Source organism: Rhizobium vallis (assembly GCF_003985155.1).
GTDB classification, from domain to species: domain Bacteria; phylum Pseudomonadota; class Alphaproteobacteria; order Rhizobiales; family Rhizobiaceae; genus Rhizobium; species Rhizobium vallis.
The window spans coordinates 142,294-163,109 of record NZ_ML133693.1; the positions used below are offsets into that span (position 1 = coordinate 142,294).

Genomic DNA, 20,816 nt, shown 5'->3' on the forward strand with positions numbered 1-20,816 from the left:
ATTGAGAGGAGAGGCAGACCAGCAGCCTAGGCATCGCCGGACGCCCCTTTCGCTTCGCCAAGGCAAAGCGGTGCGGGCCGGCGGGCCGGGCATTTCTAGCCCGGATTAGAGGCGATCGCTCGGACGTACCTTGGGGTATGCGTTGAGGGTCATCATATGGGCGTAGGGAATACCTCCCTCATACCCCAGATTGCTGTCGTACGTTCCCTCGGCAAAGGTGCCAGAATGAACCTCTTGCTATAGCGGCCGAAGGGCCGGCCGATGCGGAAGGGGACGCCGCTTATGCGGAGAATTCGCGTTAGTAACCGTGAGTACCTGAGTACATTTGGTGGAGCGTTAAGTATCTGTCGTGCACCCTCAGCCTGGAGCGCAGTGCTGGGAACCGCGACGGTTGTATCTTCCACGAGTACCGATGGTTCCCTAAGCTTTGCCAATAACGGCGGCTTCGCCAATCGCGACGGGGCCGCCGTCCCGTCCTCCTTCACAGGTTCCTTTACCGGCAATATCATGCAGCCCGCCGCGCTGTTCTCATCGAGCGGCGTGGAGACTGCCTCGATACCACCGGCGGCGACATCAGCGCCTGCAGGCGACGGCGGCGCGCAGGACCCGTCCACCAAGACGGCGTCGGTCGCGACGGTGTTGCAGACGACGACCACATCATCCGAGCGCACCGTGCTCGGTCCGGACCCGTATCAGGAGGCTGCGACACTGCCTGCCGCTCCCGTGCTGACGGGTGTTACCAGCAGTGCCGGCACGGCAAGCCCTGCCACGCCGCCGACAGACCCTGCCGCCGGTGCCGGCACGACGTCATTGAGCCTTCAGACCTCGATGGCCTCCATCTTGCTGCAGCCGAGCCAGGACGGCTCCACTGGTTCGACCGCGACGCCTGCGGCGCTTGCAGCACCGGTGACGGCGCTTGCCCCTGCGGCCGCGGCCGCGGTGACGCCCAACAAGATCGCGCTCGAGAACATGAAGCAGGGCAACCCCATCAGCGAATGGGGCCTGGTGGGCGATGGCAAGGGCACCATCCAGGGCTTTGCCACCGACATCAGCACGAATATCGGCCAGACGGTCGATTTCAAGATCGCCACGGATTCCACCCATTACCGCATCGATATCTATCGCATGGGCTATTACGGCGGGGCGGGCGCGCGCAAGGTCGACTCGATCGAGAAATCGCTGACCACGGCGCAGGTCCAGCCGCATCCGATCGTCGACATGTCGCTCGGCCTCATCGATTGCGGCAACTGGTCGGTTTCCGCGAGCTGGCAGATCCCCGCCGATGCCGTTTCCGGCGTCTATTTCGCCAAGCTGGTGCGCGAGGACGGCACTGAGGACGCCAGCATCATCCCCTTCGTCGTGCGCGACGATGCCTCGCACAGCAATATCGTCTTCCAGACGTCTGATACTACATGGCAGGCCTATAACGCCTGGGGCGGCGCCAGCCTCTACTATGGCGAAGTGCCCGTCGATCCGGCCGCCATGATCGGCTACTTGCCGCCGAACTGCAGCTGCGGCCTGCAGGCGATCGGCCGCGCCTCCGCGATCAGCTATAACAGGCCGATCATCACCAGTACGAGCCCGGTCGGCGGCTCGCATGATTATATCTTCGGAGCCGAATCCTCCGCCATCTCGTGGCTGGAACAGAACGGCTACGACGTTTCCTATATTTCAGGCGTCGATGCGGCGCGCAGCGGCAGCCTGCTGCTCAACCATGATGCCTATCTCTCCGTCGGACATGACGAATACTGGTCTGCAGAGCAGCGCACCAATGTCGAGGCCGCCCGCGATGCCGGCGTAAACCTCGCCTTCTGGAGCGGCAACGAATGCTACTGGAAGGTCCGCTGGCAGAGCAGCATCGACGGCAGCGGCCAGGCCTATCGCACCATGGTCTGCTACAAGGAGACCTGGGGCACGAGCACCGATCCGAGCAACGTCGGCACCGGCACCTGGCGCGATCCGCGTTATGCCGATCCGGGGCAGGAGCCGGAGAATGCGCTGACGGGCACGATGTTCCAGGTGGACGCCTACCGCCAGGATACGATCTCCATCCCCTACGACTATTCGAACCTGCGCTTCTGGCGCAATACCGATGTCTCCCAGCTGAATGAAGGCCAGACCTACAATCTGGTGCAGAACCTGCTCGGCTATGAGTGGGATTCCGATGTCGAGAACGGCTTCCGGCCGGATGGTCTCATCAACCTGTCGCTCTCGTCGGTCTCGGTCGATACCTATCTGCGCGATTACGGCACGACGGTCGGTTCTGCAGTCGCCACCCACAGTCTCACCATGTACCGGGCGGAAAGTGGCGCGCTCGTCTTCGGCGCCGGCACCGTCTTCTGGTCCTGGGGCCTGAGCGACAACCACCAGGGCGCCGCCACGTCAACCGATCGCAATGTGCAGCAGGCGATGGTCAACATGTTCGCGGACATGGGCATCCAGCCGACCACGCTCGATGCCAGCCTGATCCTCGCGACCAAATCGACCGACATACTGAAGCCGACATCGTCGATCTCGTCGCCCATCATTGGAGCAAGCTTCCTCGAAGGCCAGCACGTGACGATCACGGGCACGGCGCAGGATTTCGGCGGCGGCATCATTGCCGGCGTTGAAGTCTCCACCGATGGCGGCCAGCACTGGTTCAAGGCGTCAGGCCGCGAGAGCTGGAGCTATAACTGGGTCGTCCAGGCCAGCGGCACCTACACGATCATGTCGCGCGCCGTCGACGACAGCGTCAATCTGGAGACGCCATCGGCCGGCAAGCAGGTCAGCGTCACCCTGCCGGCAACGACGGGCCTGTGGACGCTCGCGGAAAAGCCGGCAACCGAGGTGGCGATCGATCGCGATTCGGTCGAGCTCGGTCTGCGCTTCCAGACGACGACCGCAGGTTCCGTGCAGGGCATCCGTTTCTACAAGGGCTTCTACAACATCGGCGACCATGTCGTCAGCCTCTGGAAGGCCGACGGAACGTTGCTGGCGACTGGTGTGTCCGTCGATGAATCGCTCTCCGGCTGGCAGACGGTGATGTTCTCCAGCCCGGTCCAGATTGCGGCCGGCACGACCTACGTGGCTTCCTATCACAGCAGCGGTTACTACTCGGTGACGAGCAATTATTTCACCGGCGGCACCTATGCCAGCGGCGCGGTGAAGGCCGTCGGTGGTGGCGGCGTCTTCGCCTACGGGAGCACTGCCGGCACGTTCCCCGGCCAAAGCCCCGGCACCGGCACCAATTACTGGGTCGACGTGGTCTTCGATGCCGGCCCCAACAGCGCGCCGGTCGCGACCGACGATACGGGGCTGACCATCTCCGGCAACGACACCGTCGTCATCTCGATCGCCTCGCTTGTCGGAAACGATACCGATCCCAATGGCGACGCGCTGACGATTTCGGCCGTCGGCAATGCCGTCAACGGCACGGTGACGCTCAACAAGCAGAACGGCACCGTTACCTTCACGCCGACCAACAATTATTCGGGGCCGGCAAGCTTCACCTATACGCTATCGGACGGGCGCGGCGGCACGGATCAGGGCAGCGTCAGCCTCACCGTAAACCCAGGCCCTGCCGGAGAAACGCTGTTTACATCAAGCGAAGGCCCGACGGGCGCAAGCTTCAACGACGGCCAGTCGATGGAACTCGGCATGAAGTTCGTCGCTTCGACCAAGGGCCTGATTACCGGCATCCGCTACTACAAGGCATCAGGCGATACCGGCCCCCATACCGGCTCCCTGTGGACGGTCGACGGAACGCTGGTTGCGACCGTGACCTTTGCCGACAGCGGATCGGTGAACGGCTGGCAGACCGCAACATTCGCAAACGCAGTGCATATCGCGGCCGGCACGACCTATGTCGCCTCCTACAGCACGACAGGCTCCTATGTGGCGACGGCGAATTATTTCACGTCAGCCCATACCAATGGCTCGCTGACGGCGCTCGCCGGCAGCAATGGCGTCTACACGGTCGGGAGCTCGGCATTCCCGACCGCAAGCTACCAGTCGTCGAATTATTGGGTGGATGTCGTCTACAACCAATCGACGGGCAATACGGTGCCGGTCGCCGCCAATGACAATGGCTATACGACCTATTCCAACACGGCGCTGTCGATCGCCGCAGCCAGCCTGTTGGCAAACGATACTGATGCCGATGGAGATCCGCTCAGCATCACCGGCGTCAATGGTGCGGTCAACGGAACGGTGACCTTCAACAGCCAGACCAAATCCGTCACTTTCACCCCAGCGGCGGGTTATACGGGTGCGGCAAGCTTCTCCTATTCGATCGCGGATGGGGCTGGCGGAACGGCGTCGGCCACGGTCAGCCTCACGGTCAATTCGCAGTCGGGCGGTGGCACGACATCGAGCCTGTTTACCGGCGCAGATACGTCAGGGGTTGCCGCCGCCAATGACGCCAGCTCGGTCGAACTCGGCGTCAAGTTCATCGCTTCCGCCAACGGCCAGATCACCGGGCTTACCTATTACAGGAGCGCTGGGGATACCGGCACGCATATCGGCTCGCTCTGGACCGCCAGCGGCCAGCTTCTGACCCAGGCGACCTTCATCAACGAAACGGCAAGCGGCTGGCAGACGGTTTCCTTCACGCAGCCGATCAATATCACCGCCGGCACCACCTATGTGGCGAGCTACCATTCCAACGGTTTCTATTCGGCAACGGCGAACTACTTCACGACGGACCATACGAGCGGCGCGCTGACGGCGCCGGCAAGCTCGGTCAGCGGCGGCAACGGCATTTATGCCTATGGCAGCGGCAGTCTGTTCCCGAATTCCTCCTACAACGCCACCAACTACTGGGTTGATGTGCTCTACAAGCAGGGCGCACAGAATGCGGTTCCGGTCGCCGCCAATGACAGCGGCTTCTCGACCAACACGGGCACGCCGGTCACCATCCAGGCCTCGGCGCTGCTTGCAAACGACAGCGACGCCGACGGCGATGCGCTTGCGATTACCGGCGTCAGCAACGCGGTCAACGGCTCGGTCGCCTGGAATGCCCAGGCCCAGACCGTGACCTTCACGCCGACGGCAGGTTATTCCGGCTCGGCGAGCTTCAGCTACGCGATCTCGGACGGCAAGGGCGGCACGGCCTCGGCTCAGGTGGCGCTCACCGTCAACAACGCGGCGGCAGGTCCGGAGCAGAACCTCTTTGGGGCAAACGCGACGCCCTCTGTCGTCACCGTCAACGACAACCAGCCGGTCAATCTCGGCATGAAATTCCAGGCCGATACCGCCGGCTGGATCAGCGCCATCCGCTTCTACAAGGGTACAGACAATACCGGCCCGCACAGCGGCTATCTGTGGACAGCTTCGGGCACTCTGCTCGGCAGCGTCACCTTCAACAACGAGACGGCGAGCGGCTGGCAGACCGCGCAGCTCACCCAGCAGATCGCGATCCAGGCGGATACGACCTACGTCGTGTCCTACTCGACCAACGGCAATTATTCGGCGACCGGCAATTACTTTGCCAGCGACGTGACGAACGGGGACCTGAAGGTGCCCGGCGGCAGTAACGGCGTCTATGCCTATGGATCGGGCGGGCTGTTCCCGACCGCCAGCTACAACAGCACGAACTACTATGTGGACGTGGGATTCAAACCGCAGCTCGCGGCGTAACGCCCGCGGGGATGTAAGCCAAGCATCGAGTAAAGAGTGAGAGTATCGATGATGCGTACAGATATCAGATTGCCGGTTACGGTTCTCGCCGGGTTCCTCGGCGCTGGGAAGACGACTGTCCTCAATCATGTGCTGAGTAATCGTGAGGGTCGCCGGGTCGCTGTCATCGTCAACGATATGAGCGAGGTCAACATCGATGCGGATCTCCTGCGCGAAGGGGGGGCAGACCTCCTGCGCACGGACGAGACGCTGGTGGAACTCACCAACGGATGCATCTGTTGTACGCTCCGCGAAGATCTGCTGAGCGAAGTCCGCCGGCTCTCCGCCGCCGGCCGTTTCGACTATCTGCTGATCGAGGGCACCGGCATTGCCGAACCGCTGCCTGTTGCAGCCACCTTCTCCTTCCGCGACGAGAGCGGAGCGGCCCTTTGCGACGTGGCAAGGCTCGACACGATGGTCTGCGTTGTCGATGCCGTCAATCTTCTCGCCGATTACCAGAGCGCCGAGTTCCTTGCCGATCGCGGCGAAAGGCGCGACGGGGACGATGAGCGCAAGCTCGTCGAACTGCTGGTCGAGCAGATCGAATTTGCCGATGTCGTCATCGTCAACAAGGCAGGCGATGTGCCCTGCGCTGATCTTGCCGAGGTTCGCCGGGTCATCGCCGCGCTCAATCCGGATGCCCAGGTCATCGAAGCGGTCTTCGGCCAGGTGCCGCTTTCCGCGATCATGGATACAGGCCTCTTCAGCGAGGCGAAGGCTGCCCGCCATCCGCTCTGGCACAAGGAGCTCTTCGGCTGGGGTAACCATGTGCCGGAGACAGAGGAATACGGCATTTCAAGCTTTGTCTATCGCAGCCGCCGGCCGTTCGAGCCGCTGAGGCTCAAGGATTTCCTCGACAGGAAATGGGCGGGCCTCATCCGCGCAAAAGGCCATTTCTGGCTGGCGACGAGGCCTGATGAGATCGGCCTCCTGTCGATCGCCGGCACCCAATGCCGCATCGAAACCAGGGGATATTGGTGGGCCTCCGTGCCACAGGTGCAATGGCCGCGCTTTCCGCAATTCCGCCAGCTCATCGAGAGGCATTGGGATGATGTCTGGGGCGACCGCCGCCAGGAGCTCGTCTTCATCGGTTCGGGCTTCGACAAGGCGGCGATCTGGGCGGCGCTCGACGACTGCCTGACCGGGGAGGAAACGGGCTTCGATCCGCAGACCGCCGTCGGCCTTCGCGATCCGTTTCCGGCGTGGCGGCACGATACGCACGCATCGCACCGAAAAGTGTGAAGCGGTTTTCGGGCAATCCGATGCGTCGACGCAAAGATGAACAGATTTTTTGACCATCAAACAGGAGAGAGAACATGAGCAGCGAACTTTATGCAGATGGTATCGGTGAAATCACCATCACGGGAACGATCGTGCGCATCGACCTGATGTCGCTCTCGGCCACCGACCGCGACGCCAACAACAATCCGAAGCCGGTCTTCCGCCAGCGCATCATCATGCCGGTCGATGCCTTCGCCAACGCGGTCGATCTCATGCAGAAGGCGCTCGGCGGGCTGGTCGAAGCGGGTGCGGTTCGCCGGATCGGCGACATGTCGGCTGCGGCAGCCGCCGATATACAGGGGGAGGCCGGCGCGTCGAACGCCTCGCCGAACTTCAACTGACAAACAGGGTGTGGAGCGCTGCGCGTCCATTCGGACGCGCGGAGGATGCTTCGACTTTTGAACAAAGCCTCGGTTTCGTAGCATTTCGGGTGGGCCATGAGTGGTTTTCTGCATACCAACCTGCACTGTCTTGCGCTCGTCGCGCGTCATCACGGCGTCGATCTTTCGCCTGAGCGATTGCAGCACGATTATTCCGTCGGCAACGATCCGGTGGCGGTGCGGCAGATGCTCCGGATGGCCAAGGATGCCGGCCTCAGGGCGAGGCACCTGACGCTGGACTGGCGGAGCCTGCTCCAGCTCGGGGAAGCATTCCCGGCGCTTGCCGAACTTTCGAACGGCAATTGGGTGGTCATCGCCGGCGCGGTCGGAGAGGGCGAGGATCAGAGGATCCGCGTTCTCGACCCGCTTGCCACGCGCCCCGATGTCATGCTGCTGAGCGAGGAACAATTCGCCAAGGCCTGGCTCGGATCGGTGGTTCTGCTCAAGCGCAACTATCGCATGTCGGATGAGGACCGGCCCTTCGGCTTCCGCTGGTTCATTCCCGAAATCATCCGCCAGCGCAGCTTCTTCCGCGATGTGGCGCTCGCGGCCTTCGTGCTCTATGGCCTCGGGCTGACGACGCCGATGTTCTTCCAGCTCGTCATCGACAAGGTGCTCGTGCACCAGAGCTACGCGACGCTGACCGTCCTGACGGTCGGTATCGCGGTGGCGCTCGTTTTCGACGCGACCTTCAGCTTCCTGCGCCGCTATCTGCTGCTCTACGCCACCAACAGGATCGACATCCGGGTGGCGACGCGCACATTCGGCCATCTGCTCAACCTGCCGATCGCGCTCTTCGAGCAGGCCTCGGCCGGCGTTCTCGTCAAGCACATGCAACAGACAGGGCGCATCCGCGAATTCCTGACCGGCCGGCTGTTCCTGACGCTTCTCGACGGTGTCTCGCTCTTCGTCTTCGTGCCGATTCTGCTTCTCTACAGCGTCAAGCTGACGCTTGTGGTGCTGGGTTTCGCAGCGCTCGTCGGGCTTGTCGTGATGATGCTCGTCGGGCCGTTCCAGCGCCGCCTGCAGGCGCTTTACCAGGCCGAAGGCGACCGGCAGGCCCTGCTGGTGGAAACCGTGCACGGCATGCGCACGGTCAAGTCGCTGGCGCTGGAGCCGCGCCAGCGTAAGGTGTGGGACGATTATTCGGCGCAGTCGATCTCGGTGCGCTTCCGGGTCGAGAAGATCTCGACCATCGCCCAGTCGCTGACCGGGCTTCTGGAAAAGCTGATGAGTGTGGCGATCATCGGCCTCGGCGCGCTCGATGTCTTTAGCGGTGCGATGACCATCGGCGCACTTGTTGCCTTCAACATGCTCGCCGGCCGGGTCTCCGGGCCGCTCGTGCAGATCGTCACCATGGTGCATGAATATCAGGAAGTGGCGCTCTCGGTGCGCATGCTCGGCGAGATCATGAACCAGCGGCCGGAACAGGCCGGACGCGGCCGAGGGGTCAGGCCGCATCTGCATGGCCGCATCGAGTTCGACAGGGTCACCTTCCGCTATGCTCCCGATGCTGCGCCGGCGCTCGACAACGTCTCCTTCGCCATCCCGGCGGGCTCAGTCTTCGGCGTGGTTGGCAAGAGCGGCTCGGGCAAGACGACGATCACGCGGCTCATCCAGGGGCTCTACCAGAGCCAGGAGGGGCTGGTGCGCATGGATGGCTATGACAGTCGCGAGATCGATCTCGTGCATCTGAGAACCAGCATCGGCGTCGTGCTGCAGGATAATTTCCTGTTCCGCGGCTCGGTGCGCGACAATATCGCCGCCGCAAAACCCGATGCCAGCATCGAGGAGATCATGGAGGTCGCCCGCATCGCCGGCGCGGAAGAGTTCATCGAGCGCCTGCCGCGCGGCTTCGACACGATGCTGGAAGAAAACGCCGCCAACCTCTCGGGCGGCCAGAAGCAGCGGCTTGCCATTGCGCGCGCGCTGATCACCGATCCGAAGCTTCTGATCTTCGACGAGGCGACAAGCGCGCTCGACCCCGACAGCGAGGCGATCATCCGCGAGAATCTGAGTCGCATCGCCGCCGGGCGCACCGTCATCATCGTCTCGCACCGGCTTTCGACGCTTGTGGATTCCGATGCCATTCTGGTCATCGACAGGGGCAAGGTCGCCGATATCGGCCGGCACGACCAACTGGTGTCGCGCTGCATGACTTATCGCCACCTGTGGGCACAGCAGATGAGGCAGGTCGCATGAACGCGCATATCAGAAAATCCGACGAAAACATGCCGGTCCCCACAGGCAAAGGGCCTGCGGGCAATGGGCCGGGTAAGGGCAGGGAACTTGTAGCCCGCCCGCCGCTGCCGCCTGCTATCGCGGAATTCCAGTCCGATGCGGTGGAGCTCGAGGAACGCGCGCCGCCGCGCGTTGCCCGCATGACGCTCTATTGCGTGACGGCGCTGATTGCTGCCGCCATCACCTGGGCCTCCGTCTCGTCGATCGACGAGGTGGTGATTGCGCCCGGCAAGCTCGTCACCACCCAGCCGACCATCGTCGTCCAGCCGTTGGAAACCTCGATCATCCGCACGATCGACGTGAAGGCCGGCGAGGTGGTGCATGCCGGCCAGACGCTTGCAACACTCGACGCCACCTTCAGCCAGGCCGATGTCGACCAGCAGCACGCGAAATTCACCGCGCTCGATGCCCAGGTGAAGCGCATCGAAGCGGAGCTTGCCGGCGACGACTACGCTGTCATGGCCGGCAAAACGCCTGACGAGATGCTGCAGGTGCAGCTCTTCGGCCAGCGGCGGGCCTTCTACACGGCGCAGCTGCAGAATTTCGAACAGCAGATCGCCGGCCAGTCGGCAGCGCTTGCCGCCAGCAAGAACCAGGAGGCCGTGCTCGTCGACCGGCGCGACACGCTTTCGCAGATCGAAGGCGCGCGCGAGCGGCTCTTTAACACGCAGAGCGGCTCGCTGATCACCATGCTCGGCTCGCGCGACGCCCGTCTCGACGTCGAATCCGACCTGACCGCCGTGCGCGGTAAGGCCGACGAGGCGGCGCATGCCTATGCCAAGCTCAGAGCCGACCGCCAGGCCTTCATCGAGGATTTCCGCCGCGCCGCGATGGAGCAGCTGGTGGAACTGCGCGGCCAGCGCGACATGGCCGATGAAGAGCTGAAGAAGATGGAGCTGCGCCGCAACATGGTGTCGCTGACGGCACCTGCCGATGCCGTCGTGCTGGATCTCGCCCAGCGCTCCATCGGCTCCGTCGTGCGCGAGGCCGAACCGATCGTCACCCTGGTGCCGATCAACGTGCCGCTCGAAGCCGAAGTGTCGATCAACACCCGCGACATCGGCCGCATCGCCGTGGGCAAGGAGGCCCGCATCAAGCTCGACGCCTATCCCTTCCAGAAATACGGCACGGCCTCCGGCGAGGTGCGCACCATCAGCCAGGACACGTTCCAGACCGGCCAGCAGGAACAGACCGCCACCCCGAGCCAGCCGGCCGCCCCCTTCTTCAAGGCCCGCATCCTGCTCGCCGATACCAGGCTGAATGCGTCGGATGTGCCCGTGCGGCTGCTTCCCGGGATGACCGTTTCCACGGAAATCAAGGTCGGCAACCGCACGGTGATCTCCTATTTCCTGTATCCCCTGCTGCGTGGCCTCGATAACGCAATACGCGAGCCGTAAGGGCGGCGGATCAGTTCGCCCCGAGCGAGATGTGGCGGCGGGCCAACGCGGAGTGACCGCGGGCGCGCCGCCAGGAGCCTCAGAAGGGATAGTGTTGGGTGGAGTCCTCGACGGTTATCCAGCGCAGATCGGTGAATTCGGCAATGGCCGCCTTGCCTCCGAAGCGGCCGTAGCCGCTGCCCTTGACGCCGCCGAACGGCATTTGTGCTTCGTCATTCAAGGTCGGGCCGTTGATGTGGCAAATGCCGGACTGGATGCGCCCGGCGATGGCAAGCGCCCGCTGTACGTCGCGGCTGAAAACGGCAGACGACAGGCCGTATTCCGTATCGTTGGCAACGCGCACCGCCTCGTCCTCGTTCGCGACACGGATAATCGGCTTTACCGGACCGAAGGATTCTTCCGAATAGACGCGCATGTCAGGCGAGACGAAATCGAGCAGTGTGGCTTCGACCACGGTGCCGTTACGCTTGCCGCCGGCCACCAGCTTGGCGCCCTTGGCCTGCGCATCAGTGATCAGCTCTTCCATTTTCTTGGCTGCGTCCAGGCTGATCAGCGAGCCGAGGACAACATGGCCGCGCGGATCGCCGGCGGGCAGTACGGCTGCACGCGCCGCAAGCTTGGCGACGAAAGTATCCGCAATCGCCTGATGCACGATGATGCGCTCTGTCGACATGCAGATCTGGCCCTGATTCATGAAGGCGCCGAAGATCGCCGCGTTGACCGCGCCGTCGATATCCGCATCCTCCAGCACGACCAACGGCGCCTTGCCGCCGAGTTCCAGAAGAGCGGGCTTCAGATGCTTGCCGCTGAGTTCGGCGATGATCTTGCCGACCTTCGTCGAGCCGGTGAAATTGACGCGGCGAACGGCGGGATGGGCAATCAGTGCCTCGACGATACCAGGTGCGTCTTCCGGCGCATTGGTGATGACGTTGATGACGCCGGCCGGCAGGCCCGCCTCGGTTAGCGCAGTCGCAATCAGTCGCTGCGTACCCGGGCATTGCTCAGAAGCCTTGAGGATCACGGTATTGCCGCAGGCGATCGGCATGGCAATGGCGCGTGTCGCGAGGATCACGGGCGCATTCCAGGGCGCGATAGCAAGGCAAACGCCAGCCGCCTGACGTACGCCCATGGCCAGTGTGCCGGGCTTGTCGGACGGGATGATCTCGCCACCGATCTGCGTCGTCATGGCGGCAGCTTCGCGCAGAATATTGGCCGCGAGCATGACGTTGAAGCCAGCCCAGGGCGCTGTCGCTCCCGTCTCTTCCATCATCAGTTTCGTAAACTCGCCGACCTTGGCATCCATGATATCGGCGGCCTTGGCCAAGATCGTGCGCCGCTGGCCCGGGCCGGTGCTCGACCAGGCGGAAAAGGCATTGGAGGCAGCCTCGATCGCGGCGGCGACATCTTCAGCCCCTGCCGCCGGCGCCGTGCTTGCCAGCTCTCCCGTGAAAGGATCGAGGCGGTCATAGGTGCGGCCGCTGGCCGCCGGCTTGTCGACGCCGTTGATGAGAAGGGAAATGTTCATCTCTTGTCTCCTGATGAGGGTAGTTTTTCAGAAACCGAACACGTCGGCATTGATGGAAGCTTCCAGCCCGCCGTCGACCGGAAGGTTGGCACCGTTGATCCAACGCGCACCGTCCGAGCACAGAAACAGGATGGCGGGCGCGATATCGGCGGACGTGCCGGCCCGTCCGACACGCGTGATATCGCTGTCGACACGGGCATCGCCGAGCACGGCGCGGAACTGTTTCAGGATCGGCGTCTCCACCGGACCAGGGCTGACGGCATTGACGCGAATGCCGCGATCCTTGAAGAGAGGCTGCCGCGCGGCGCGCATCGTCCAAAGCAGCAGCAGTTCCTTGGAGAGGGGATAGCCCTCCTCATTCTTCAGTCCGTGTTCGTTGGCAAGAGCTGCGACATCCGGAAAGCCCTCGATGCCGGTCAACGTCTTTGCCCGCTCCAGATTGGCGCGCCAGCCATAGCCGGCAATCGAGGCAACATTGACGATCGCTCCACCTTCGCGCAGGCGGGGTGCGACGGCTTCCGAAAGGGCGCGCAGGCCGTAGAAATTGACAGCCAGCGTCGCCGCGACGCCGGTATTTCCGGAAAGCCCGGCGACATTGGCGAGAGCGTCGATGCGATTGGGCAACTGCCTGGCGATTTCCTCGACGCCGGCGGCGGTCGAAATATCCCCCTTGATGAAGGAGTTGATGCCCGATGACGGCTCGCGGACATCGACGCCGATGACGTCGGCTCCCATTTGCCCCGCAAGCTCGGCCGCACGCGCGCCGATACCCGAGGCGACGCCGGTAATGAGGATGGTCTTGCCGAAAAGCATGATTTCACCTTTCTTATGAAATGCAGCGAACGCTCGCGCTACTGTTTATCCTTGAAGAGATCAGAAAACGTCAGCCGATAACCCACGGGCAAAAGCTGCAGATCGAAGCGGCGTTCGATCTCACCCCAGAGGCCGCGCGGCAGATAGAGCGAGAAGAGCACCGCGGTCGCGCCCAGACCGACCAGATACCAGACCCCGGTTCCGCCGAAGACGGTTTCGATGACGAAGAAGAGGATGGCGCCGAGGATGGCGCCCTCGAACTTGCCGATGCCGCCGACCAACACCATGAAGATCATGTAGGCGGTCCACTGCACACTGAAATAGGTCTTGGGCTGGAAGGTGACTGCGGTTGCCAGCCACAGGCCGCCGGCAACGGCGATGCCGAAGGCGGCAAGAACAAAGAGCAGGCGTTTCGTCGCCGCGACGCGGACGCCAACGGAGGTTGCCGCGTCCTCATTGTCGCGGATCGCCTGCATGGCGGCTCCGGCCCGGCTCCGCATCAACGCAAAGAGTGCGCCGAGGAGCGCGACCATGGCGACCAGCGCCAGCCAATAGATCGCCACGCGCCGCATGCCGCTATCATAGGCGTTCAAGGAGATCAGCGAGGTTCCGGTTTCCCCCTGAATGAGCCGGTCGAGATTGACGAGCAGATGGGCAAGCTCGGCAAGCACCCACATGCCGATGGCAAACTCGCCGCCCTTCAGCCGCAGCATCAGCCATGAAAGCGGTAGCGATATCGCGCCGGTGACGACTGCCGCGGCAATCAGTGAAACGAAGGGATCGAGCCCCGCATCCGCCAGCCGAATGGTGAAATAGGCGCCGAGCCCGAAGAAGACCTGCTGGCCGACGGAGACGAGACCGCCGAAACCCGCCAGCGCATTCCACATCGCCGCCAGGATCACGTAGATGAAGAGAGCCGTCATGCGATCGGTAACGCCGGCGCTGGAGACGGCAGGCACAGCGGCGAGAAGCCCGATCGCCACCATCATGACGGCCAGGGTCAAGCGTGAGGACGCAGTCCAGCGCTCGACGGAAAATCCGGGTGCGATCGTGCTCATGACGGGCTCCGAAGAAGTGTGCGGATTTTACCGAGGCTTAGGAAACCGAACTGGTGCAGCCGCACGAAAAGAACGAGAAGGAAGGCGATGTGACCGCCGATCAGGAAGCCTTGCGGGTGGATCTGGGCACCGAGCGATTGCGCCAGTCCAAGCACGATGCCACCGAGCAGGGTTCCCCAAAGCGAACCAGCGCCCCCGATGACGGCCGCTTCGAAGGCAAACAATAGCTGCGGTCCGCCCGAATAAGGATTGAAAGTCGCCCGCATGGCCAGGAATGCGCCGGCAATGCCGACCGTAACCATCGTGATCGCGGTCGCAACGGCGTTGACGCGACGCGCATCGATGCCGACGAGGCCCGCAGTATCCGGATCCTCCGCCGTGGCGCGAATGGAGCGGCCAAGTGAGAAGCCGCTGAGGAAGAACTGCAGCCCGCCGATGATGACGATCGCCGTCACCATCATCAAGACAGAAAGCTTGCCGACGAAGACGTGACCCGGCAGTTGCCAGGACGCATAGGAGAGATTGCCGATGAAGGGCGCGAGCGAACGCGTATCCGCCCCGAATTGCTGGAACAACAGGTTATCGATGACGATCGACAAGCCGAAGGTCGTCAGGATCGGCAGTAACGTTCCACCGCGCGCACTGCGCTCGAGGACGAAGCGCTGCAGAAGCCAGCCGAGGACAGCCATGACCGGCAGGACAATCAGCAGGCCGGCAAGGGGCGGGATGCCGAGTTTCGCTGCCAGCAGCCAGAGGCCGTAGGCGGCGGCGACGGCAAGACTGCCATGCGCGAGGTTGATGATGCGCATGACTGAGAACATGAAGGAAAGGCCGCAAGCGATGACAGCATAGTAACCGCCGAGCAGAATGCCTTGAATGAGGGTGTTGATCACGAGACGCTCCTCTCGCCTGTCGCCCGATGCAGGCCGAAATAGGCTCGGGTCACTTCCTCGCGCGTTACGCCATTTGCCGGCCTGTCGAGCACGATATTCCCCTCTAGCATGCAGATGACGCGGCTTGCGACGCTCATTGCGCGCGCCAGATCCTGCTCGACAAGCACGATGGTCGTGCCTGACGACAAGAGCCCTTGCAGTTGCTGATAGACACGGTCGACGACAAGCGGCGACAGACCCAGGGAAACTTCGTCGAGCAACAGGATATCGGGATTGCTCATCAGCGCCCGACCGATCGCGGTTGCCTGTTGCTCGCCGCCCGACAGATGGCCGGTCTTGGCGTGCCGACGCGGCTTCAAATTGGGGAAGGCATCGAAGATCCGCTCTATCGTCCACTCGCCCTTGCGGCCGGCGCTGGTGCCGAGCAATAGATTTTCCTCAACCGTCATCTGCGAGAACAACCGCCGTCCCTCCGGCACGAGCGCAATGCCCCTGGCAATACGTTTGTGCGAGGGAACGGGCGTGACGTCTTCGCCATCGAGCAGAATCTGGCCGGCGGCCGGCAGATGCGCGCCGGCGATGGAACGCAGCAGCGTCGTCTTGCCCGCGCCATTGGCGCCAACAAGCGCCAGCACTTCTCCCTTGGCGAGGTCGAAACTGACGCCGCGCACCGCCTGCAGCAGACCATGGCGGACATCGAGATTGCGAACGGAAAGAATGCTCATGCGGGCGTTCCCCCAAGATAGGCGCGCACCACTTCGGCATCGCTCATGACGGCTTTCGGATCGCCATCGGCGATGATCTTGCCGGCATCCATGCAGATCAGCCGTTCGACGACCTGCAAGAGGATGTGAACGATATGCTCGATCCAGACGATGCCGATACCACGCCGCCTGAGCTCGAGAATGGTACCGACGAGTTCGCTCGCTTCGCCATCCGTCAGCCCGCCGCCGATTTCGTCGAGCAGCAGCAGACGCGGACCGGTGGCAAGTGCGCGGGCGAGCTCAAGGCGCTTGCGATCGAGTAGACCGAGCGTGTCGGCGCGACGATTGGCAACCCCGAGCATGCCGCAGAGCCGCAGCGAATCGACAACGCGCTCATAGGCCTCGTCGCGGCTCGATGCCTTGCCGTGCGAGGCGGCAACGAAAACATTCTCGAATGTCGTCATGCCGGTGAACGGTTTTGGAATCTGATGCGTCCTGACGAGGCCGGACCGGCAACGATCGGCCGCCGTCAACGCGGTCACGTTCCGCCCGTCGAATGTGATCGTTCCGGCACTCAGCGGAAAGGCCCCCGCCAATGCGCTCAGCAAGGTCGTCTTGCCCGCTCCGTTCGGGCCGACGATGCCGACGGCATCGCCGTCTCCCATGGAGAAGTCGAGGTTTTCGAGGACCACAAGTGCCCCGAAGCGCTTGTGGATCCCCTTGGCCGACAGGAAATCCTGTCCTGGCCTATGTCGTTCTTGTCCCTGCACGATAGCCTTACCCGTTGTAAGCGATAAGTTTGGCCGCGACCGGCACGTTCGGGTCGGTGGCGTTTTCGGTAACGACATAGTCGAGCGCGAACTTCGAGCCCTCGGGCGCCTTGACCCATTGCGTGCCGATGATCGGCCCGGGAGAGACATTGGCGACGGGGCCGCTGGTAAAATCCACCTTGCCGGCAATTGTCGTCGTCTTCAGCGTGCTCAGCGCCTTGGCGACGGCCTCCTTGCTTTTTGCATCCGAGGCGGCCTTCAGGGCGTCGAAACCGGCATCGAGCAGAGCAAGACTCGCACCCAACTGCTGCGTCCACTGCTTGCCGCTTGCCGCCTCGTAGCCATCGGCGAGCTCGGTTCCGGAGGCGCCCGTCAGCGTCGACTTGTAGGGAAAGGCCTTATGCCAATAGGCGGCGCTGGCGAGATTGATACCGAGGTCGCCGAGCGCCTCGATGTCGGACGGGAAGAGCCCGGTCTTGGCGACCTGGCAGATCTTGATCTGCTGGGTAAGTCCCTGCTGAGCCGCCTGGCGCCAGAAGGCGGCGAAATCCGGGGGGATCGGGAAGCTGTTGAAGATCTCGACGCCTTCTTGTCGGAAAAGCGCGATCTGCGATGAGAAATCGGTCGTACCCGTCTCATAAGCACCAGGATCGACGATGGTGAAGCCCGCCTTGGCGAGCGCAGGCGCCAGATGGGCGCGGATCGCATTGCCATCGGCATCGTTGGGATACATGACGCCGACCTTCTTGTTTGTCTCGATCAGATTCCACTGCGAGACATAGGCCTTGTGGAACTCTTCGACGCCGAAGCCGAAGTGATAGGTCCATTTGAACGGCGACGGCGCACCGGGCTTGGCGCCGCGGCCGAAATACCAGGCTTCCCACGGCATGACTGTCGACAAGCACGGCACGCCGGCAGCCTCGCAGGCGTCGGCAACCGGGTTGATCGTCTCCGGCGTCGAAACCGCCAGCATCAGATCGACCGCCTGATTGTTGATCAGATCCTTTGCCAATTGGCCGGCGCGCGACGGATCGGACTGTGTGTCGCGATCGAGGATTTCGACCTTCCATGTCTTGCCGCCGGCCTGCAATCCATTGGCCAGCGCCTTGCGCGCGAGATCGAGCACATAGCCATCCGTCTCGCCGAATCCGCCGAGCTGCCCTGTGCGGGGGCTGATAAAGCCGACCTTCAGCGTGTCATCGGCAGCAAAAGCCTTGCGCCCACCGACAGCCAATGCGGTCGTACCCGCGGCGGCCGCAGTCATAAAATCTCGGCGCGTCAGTCCCGCGCCCAAAATCCGTCCCTTGAAACCAGTCATGTAATTTCCTCCCTCTTTGGCGGAGCCCTCTTAACTCCGTGTTCCCTTGTGTCTTTCCAATCCGTGACGATTCAGATCGGATAGTTCCGCCTGCCGGAGGCAAGCGTGATCCAGCGAAGTTCCGTGAACTCGTCGATCGCTGCCCTGCCGCCGAATCGGCCGTAGCCGCTCGATTTGACGCCGCCGAACGGCATTTGGGGCTCGTCCGCGACGGTTGCTTCGTTGATGTGGCAGATGCCGGTCTCGATGCGCTTGGCGACGTCAAGCGCCTGGTTGATGTCCCGGCTGAAGACAGCTGACGAGAGGCCATATTCGTTGTCGTTGGCCACGGTCACGGCTTCGTCGATGCTGTCGACACGAATGATCGCAGCCAGCGGCCCAAAGCTTTCCTCGCGGTAGATGCGCATGGCTGGGGTGACGTGATCGATGACCGTGGCATCGATCAGCGTGCCGCGCGCGTGACCGCCGCAAAGGACGACCGCGCCCTTCTGCGCGGCATCCTCGACCAGAGCGCGGACGCGGCGTACTGCTTCGGCCGTAATCATCGTCCCGAGCGGCGTGTTGCCGTCGCGCGGATTGCCGGCAACGAGCGTCTCCGCCTTGGCCCTGAACTTCTCTACGAATTCATCGGCGATCTCCTCCATGAGGATGATCCGCTCGGTCGACATGCAGATCTGCCCCTGGTTCATGAAGGCACCGAAGGCGGCTGCACGCACGGCCTCATCAATATCGGCATCGGCGAGGACGATGAAGGGTGCCTTGCCGCCGAGCTCGAGCAGGCAGCGCTTTAGATGGCGAGCCGACGCCTCGGCAATCAGCCGGCCGACGCGCGTCGATCCCGTGAAATTGATTCGGCGCACCGCCGGATGGGCGATCAGGGTGTCGACGACGGCGGCGGCATCGCTCGGTGCATTGGAAACGATGTTGACGACGCCAGGCGGAAAGCCGGCGTCACGCAGGACGTCACCGATCAGGCCATGGGTCTTCGGGCAGAGTTCGGATGCCTTGAGGACAACCGTATTGCCGCAGGCAAGAGGCATGGCGACGGCACGGGTACCAAGGATGATAGGTGCATTCCAGGGGGCGATACCGACGCAGACGCCTGCCGGTTGGCGGACCGCCATGGCGAGGCTTCCCGGAATGCCTGATGGTACGAGTTCGCCTGAGATTTGCGTGGTCATTGCCGCCGCCTCCCGGAAGATATCGGCGCCGAGCGCGCAATTGATCGCCGCCCACTGTGTGGTGGCGCCGGTTTCGCCGGTCATGGCTGCAATGAGCTCCGGGCTGCGGGCCTCCAGGAGATCGGCGGCGGCGTTCAGCAGCCTGCGCCGCTCGCCCGGGCCGGTTTGCGACCAGTCGGGAAACGCGGCAGCGGCCGCGTTGGCCGCTTTTGTCATGTCGGCGACAGACCCCGCTGAGGCGATCGTTGCGACATCGCCGGTCAGCGGATCGATCCGTTCGTAGGTCGCTCCGGAAGAAGCGCCCATCTCTTCGTTGTTGATCATCAGCTTTGCCGAAAACACCGTTTCACCCACTCGCCAAGACTGGCGTCTGCGTTGTTGCCACGGGAGAAGGACGTGCGGGCGCACCAGCCCTAGGGCTGCCAGACCACGTTCTGCATTTTTTGGAATGCCTCCTCCCAAAGGCTGATGACCAGAAGGTTACGCCGATCAATTGCGGATGGAATGCGATTTATTGGGCTAATGTTGTAATTTTCTGGCGATTGCCGCAATATCGGGAGGGACGGGAGCGGAGGAGAAGCGTTGGACGCAAGCATTCATCGCTATGCCAGGGGCGAGTGGCACGGACCCTCGCTCTCGCATCGCCATATCCGTTTTCAGAAAGGGCTCTATGCCGATTTCCACCATTTCCTTTTGCTCCGGGAGGGGAGGGCTGAGCTTCACTTCAATAGCGGCGAGGAGCGGCCGTTGCAGGGCCCGCTCCTTGCCTTCCTGCCGCCGCAGGCACGCTGCGACTTGTTGATCGCGGCTGGAACCGCGGCGCATCTGGTGGGAGCCTCGCCGCAGGTAATGGTCGATGCGATCGGCGAGAAGGTGGAATCCTATTCGCTGCGCATCTTCACCGAACAGCGCAAGTTGGTCGAGGCATCGGATCCCCTGTTGGTGGCTGAAATTGCTCCGCTGATTTCGGGCTTCGTGCGTGAGATCGACGAGCCCTCCCGCGCCTCCTGGATGGCGGCATCGGCCTATATGCGGCTGATCCTGATGACGCTTTGGCGCGGCACCGAGGGCGAGAGAAATGAGCAGCGCGGGCAGGGCGAAACCGGATCGATCCTGCAGCGATATCGCCAGCTCGTCGAGGCCGGTTTCCGCCAGCATCGGCCGATCAGCGACTACGCCGCAGAGCTCGGCGTCACTGCCGACCGGCTTCATGCGGTCTGCCAGAGGTCGCTCGGGCGCTCACCGATCCAGCTCTTGCATGAGCGCGTGGTGCAGGAGGCAAAGCTGAGATTGGAGCGCTCGGCCCGCAATATACAGGAAATCTCTGACAGCCTCGGCTTTAGCGATCCGACCTATTTCAGCCATTTCTTCAAACGCAAGACCGGCCTTTCTCCCGCCGGCTACCGCGAGATCGCCCGCGTTTCCGCCGGCTCGGAAAACAGAATGCTCTCCTCAGGCTATGCGGACTGGCCTTAGGTTCGAGCGCATTGGATCGCCGGAAGTCACCAGGCTTCGGAACCTCTACGGGCGCAGAACCCCAGTCAGAAGGATGCGATCCGTCAATATGAAACATCAGCTTCCCACATCGACAAAGGCG

Annotated in this window: 14 protein-coding genes; 6 read left to right on the forward strand and 8 right to left on the reverse strand. The window is 62.9% G+C overall.

The window, feature by feature from the left end; all coding sequences use genetic code 11:
- Nucleotides 1-261: 261 nt before the first annotated feature.
- From EFQ99_RS21945 to EFQ99_RS21965, 5 genes are all read left to right on the forward strand, one after another.
- Nucleotides 262-5,619 (forward strand): DUF4082 domain-containing protein, encoded by a 5,358-nt coding sequence (locus EFQ99_RS21945; RefSeq protein WP_126923329.1) that lies wholly within the window; start codon nucleotides 262-264, stop codon nucleotides 5,617-5,619.
- 48 nt (nucleotides 5,620-5,667) lie between these two features.
- Nucleotides 5,668-6,900 carry a GTP-binding protein gene (locus EFQ99_RS21950; RefSeq protein ID WP_126923330.1) on the forward strand — a complete coding sequence of 411 codons (1,233 nt, stop codon included), beginning with the start codon at nucleotides 5,668-5,670 and terminating at the stop codon, nucleotides 6,898-6,900.
- Nucleotides 6,901-6,974: 74 nt separating this feature from the next.
- Nucleotides 6,975-7,280 carry a hypothetical protein gene (locus EFQ99_RS21955; RefSeq protein ID WP_126923331.1) on the forward strand — a complete coding sequence of 102 codons (306 nt, stop codon included), beginning with the start codon at nucleotides 6,975-6,977 and terminating at the stop codon, nucleotides 7,278-7,280.
- Between the two features lie 96 nt (nucleotides 7,281-7,376).
- Complete coding sequence (locus tag EFQ99_RS21960) at nucleotides 7,377-9,521, forward strand: peptidase domain-containing ABC transporter (protein ID WP_126923332.1); 2,145 nt, start codon at nucleotides 7,377-7,379, stop codon at nucleotides 9,519-9,521.
- Nucleotides 9,518-10,957: an HlyD family type I secretion periplasmic adaptor subunit gene (locus tag EFQ99_RS21965; RefSeq protein WP_126923333.1), complete on the forward strand. Its 1,440-nt coding sequence runs from the start codon at nucleotides 9,518-9,520 to the stop codon at nucleotides 10,955-10,957. The genes EFQ99_RS21960 and EFQ99_RS21965 overlap by 4 nt, the downstream gene beginning before the upstream one ends.
- Before the next feature lie 79 nt (nucleotides 10,958-11,036).
- Here EFQ99_RS21965 and EFQ99_RS21970 read toward each other — a convergent pair whose 3' ends face one another.
- From EFQ99_RS21970 to EFQ99_RS22005, 8 genes are all read right to left on the reverse strand, one after another.
- On the reverse strand, nucleotides 11,037-12,482 hold the full coding sequence (locus tag EFQ99_RS21970) for an aldehyde dehydrogenase (RefSeq protein WP_126923334.1): 1,446 nt from the start codon (nucleotides 12,480-12,482) through the stop codon (nucleotides 11,037-11,039).
- 27 nt (nucleotides 12,483-12,509) lie between these two features.
- Complete coding sequence (locus tag EFQ99_RS21975) at nucleotides 12,510-13,295, reverse strand: coniferyl-alcohol dehydrogenase (protein WP_126923335.1); 786 nt, start codon at nucleotides 13,293-13,295, stop codon at nucleotides 12,510-12,512.
- Between the two features lie 38 nt (nucleotides 13,296-13,333).
- Nucleotides 13,334-14,353 carry a branched-chain amino acid ABC transporter permease gene (locus tag EFQ99_RS21980; protein ID WP_126923336.1) on the reverse strand — a complete coding sequence of 340 codons (1,020 nt, stop codon included), beginning with the start codon at nucleotides 14,351-14,353 and terminating at the stop codon, nucleotides 13,334-13,336.
- Entirely contained in the window at nucleotides 14,350-15,246 is an 897-nt protein-coding gene (locus tag EFQ99_RS21985; RefSeq protein ID WP_126923337.1) for a branched-chain amino acid ABC transporter permease, read from the reverse strand. Before EFQ99_RS21985 ends, EFQ99_RS21980 begins: the two co-directional genes overlap by 4 nt.
- Nucleotides 15,243-15,971, reverse strand: coding sequence for an ABC transporter ATP-binding protein (locus EFQ99_RS21990; protein ID WP_126923338.1), 729 nt, complete (start codon nucleotides 15,969-15,971; stop codon nucleotides 15,243-15,245). Before EFQ99_RS21990 ends, EFQ99_RS21985 begins: the two co-directional genes overlap by 4 nt.
- Nucleotides 15,968-16,720: an ABC transporter ATP-binding protein gene (locus tag EFQ99_RS21995; RefSeq protein WP_126923339.1), complete on the reverse strand. Its 753-nt coding sequence runs from the start codon at nucleotides 16,718-16,720 to the stop codon at nucleotides 15,968-15,970. Before EFQ99_RS21995 ends, EFQ99_RS21990 begins: the two co-directional genes overlap by 4 nt.
- Before the next feature lie 7 nt (nucleotides 16,721-16,727).
- Nucleotides 16,728-18,038, reverse strand: a complete 1,311-nt coding sequence (locus EFQ99_RS22000) for an ABC transporter substrate-binding protein (protein ID WP_126923340.1) — start codon at nucleotides 18,036-18,038, stop codon at nucleotides 16,728-16,730.
- A gap of 71 nt (nucleotides 18,039-18,109) precedes the next feature.
- Nucleotides 18,110-19,573: an aldehyde dehydrogenase gene (locus tag EFQ99_RS22005; protein WP_245441553.1), complete on the reverse strand. Its 1,464-nt coding sequence runs from the start codon at nucleotides 19,571-19,573 to the stop codon at nucleotides 18,110-18,112.
- Between the two features lie 198 nt (nucleotides 19,574-19,771).
- Between EFQ99_RS22005 and EFQ99_RS22010 the strand changes: the two genes are divergently transcribed.
- A complete protein-coding gene (locus EFQ99_RS22010) occupies nucleotides 19,772-20,695 on the forward strand; it encodes an AraC family transcriptional regulator (protein ID WP_425376285.1) in 924 nt (307 codons plus the stop codon).
- Nucleotides 20,696-20,816 lie beyond the last annotated feature (121 nt).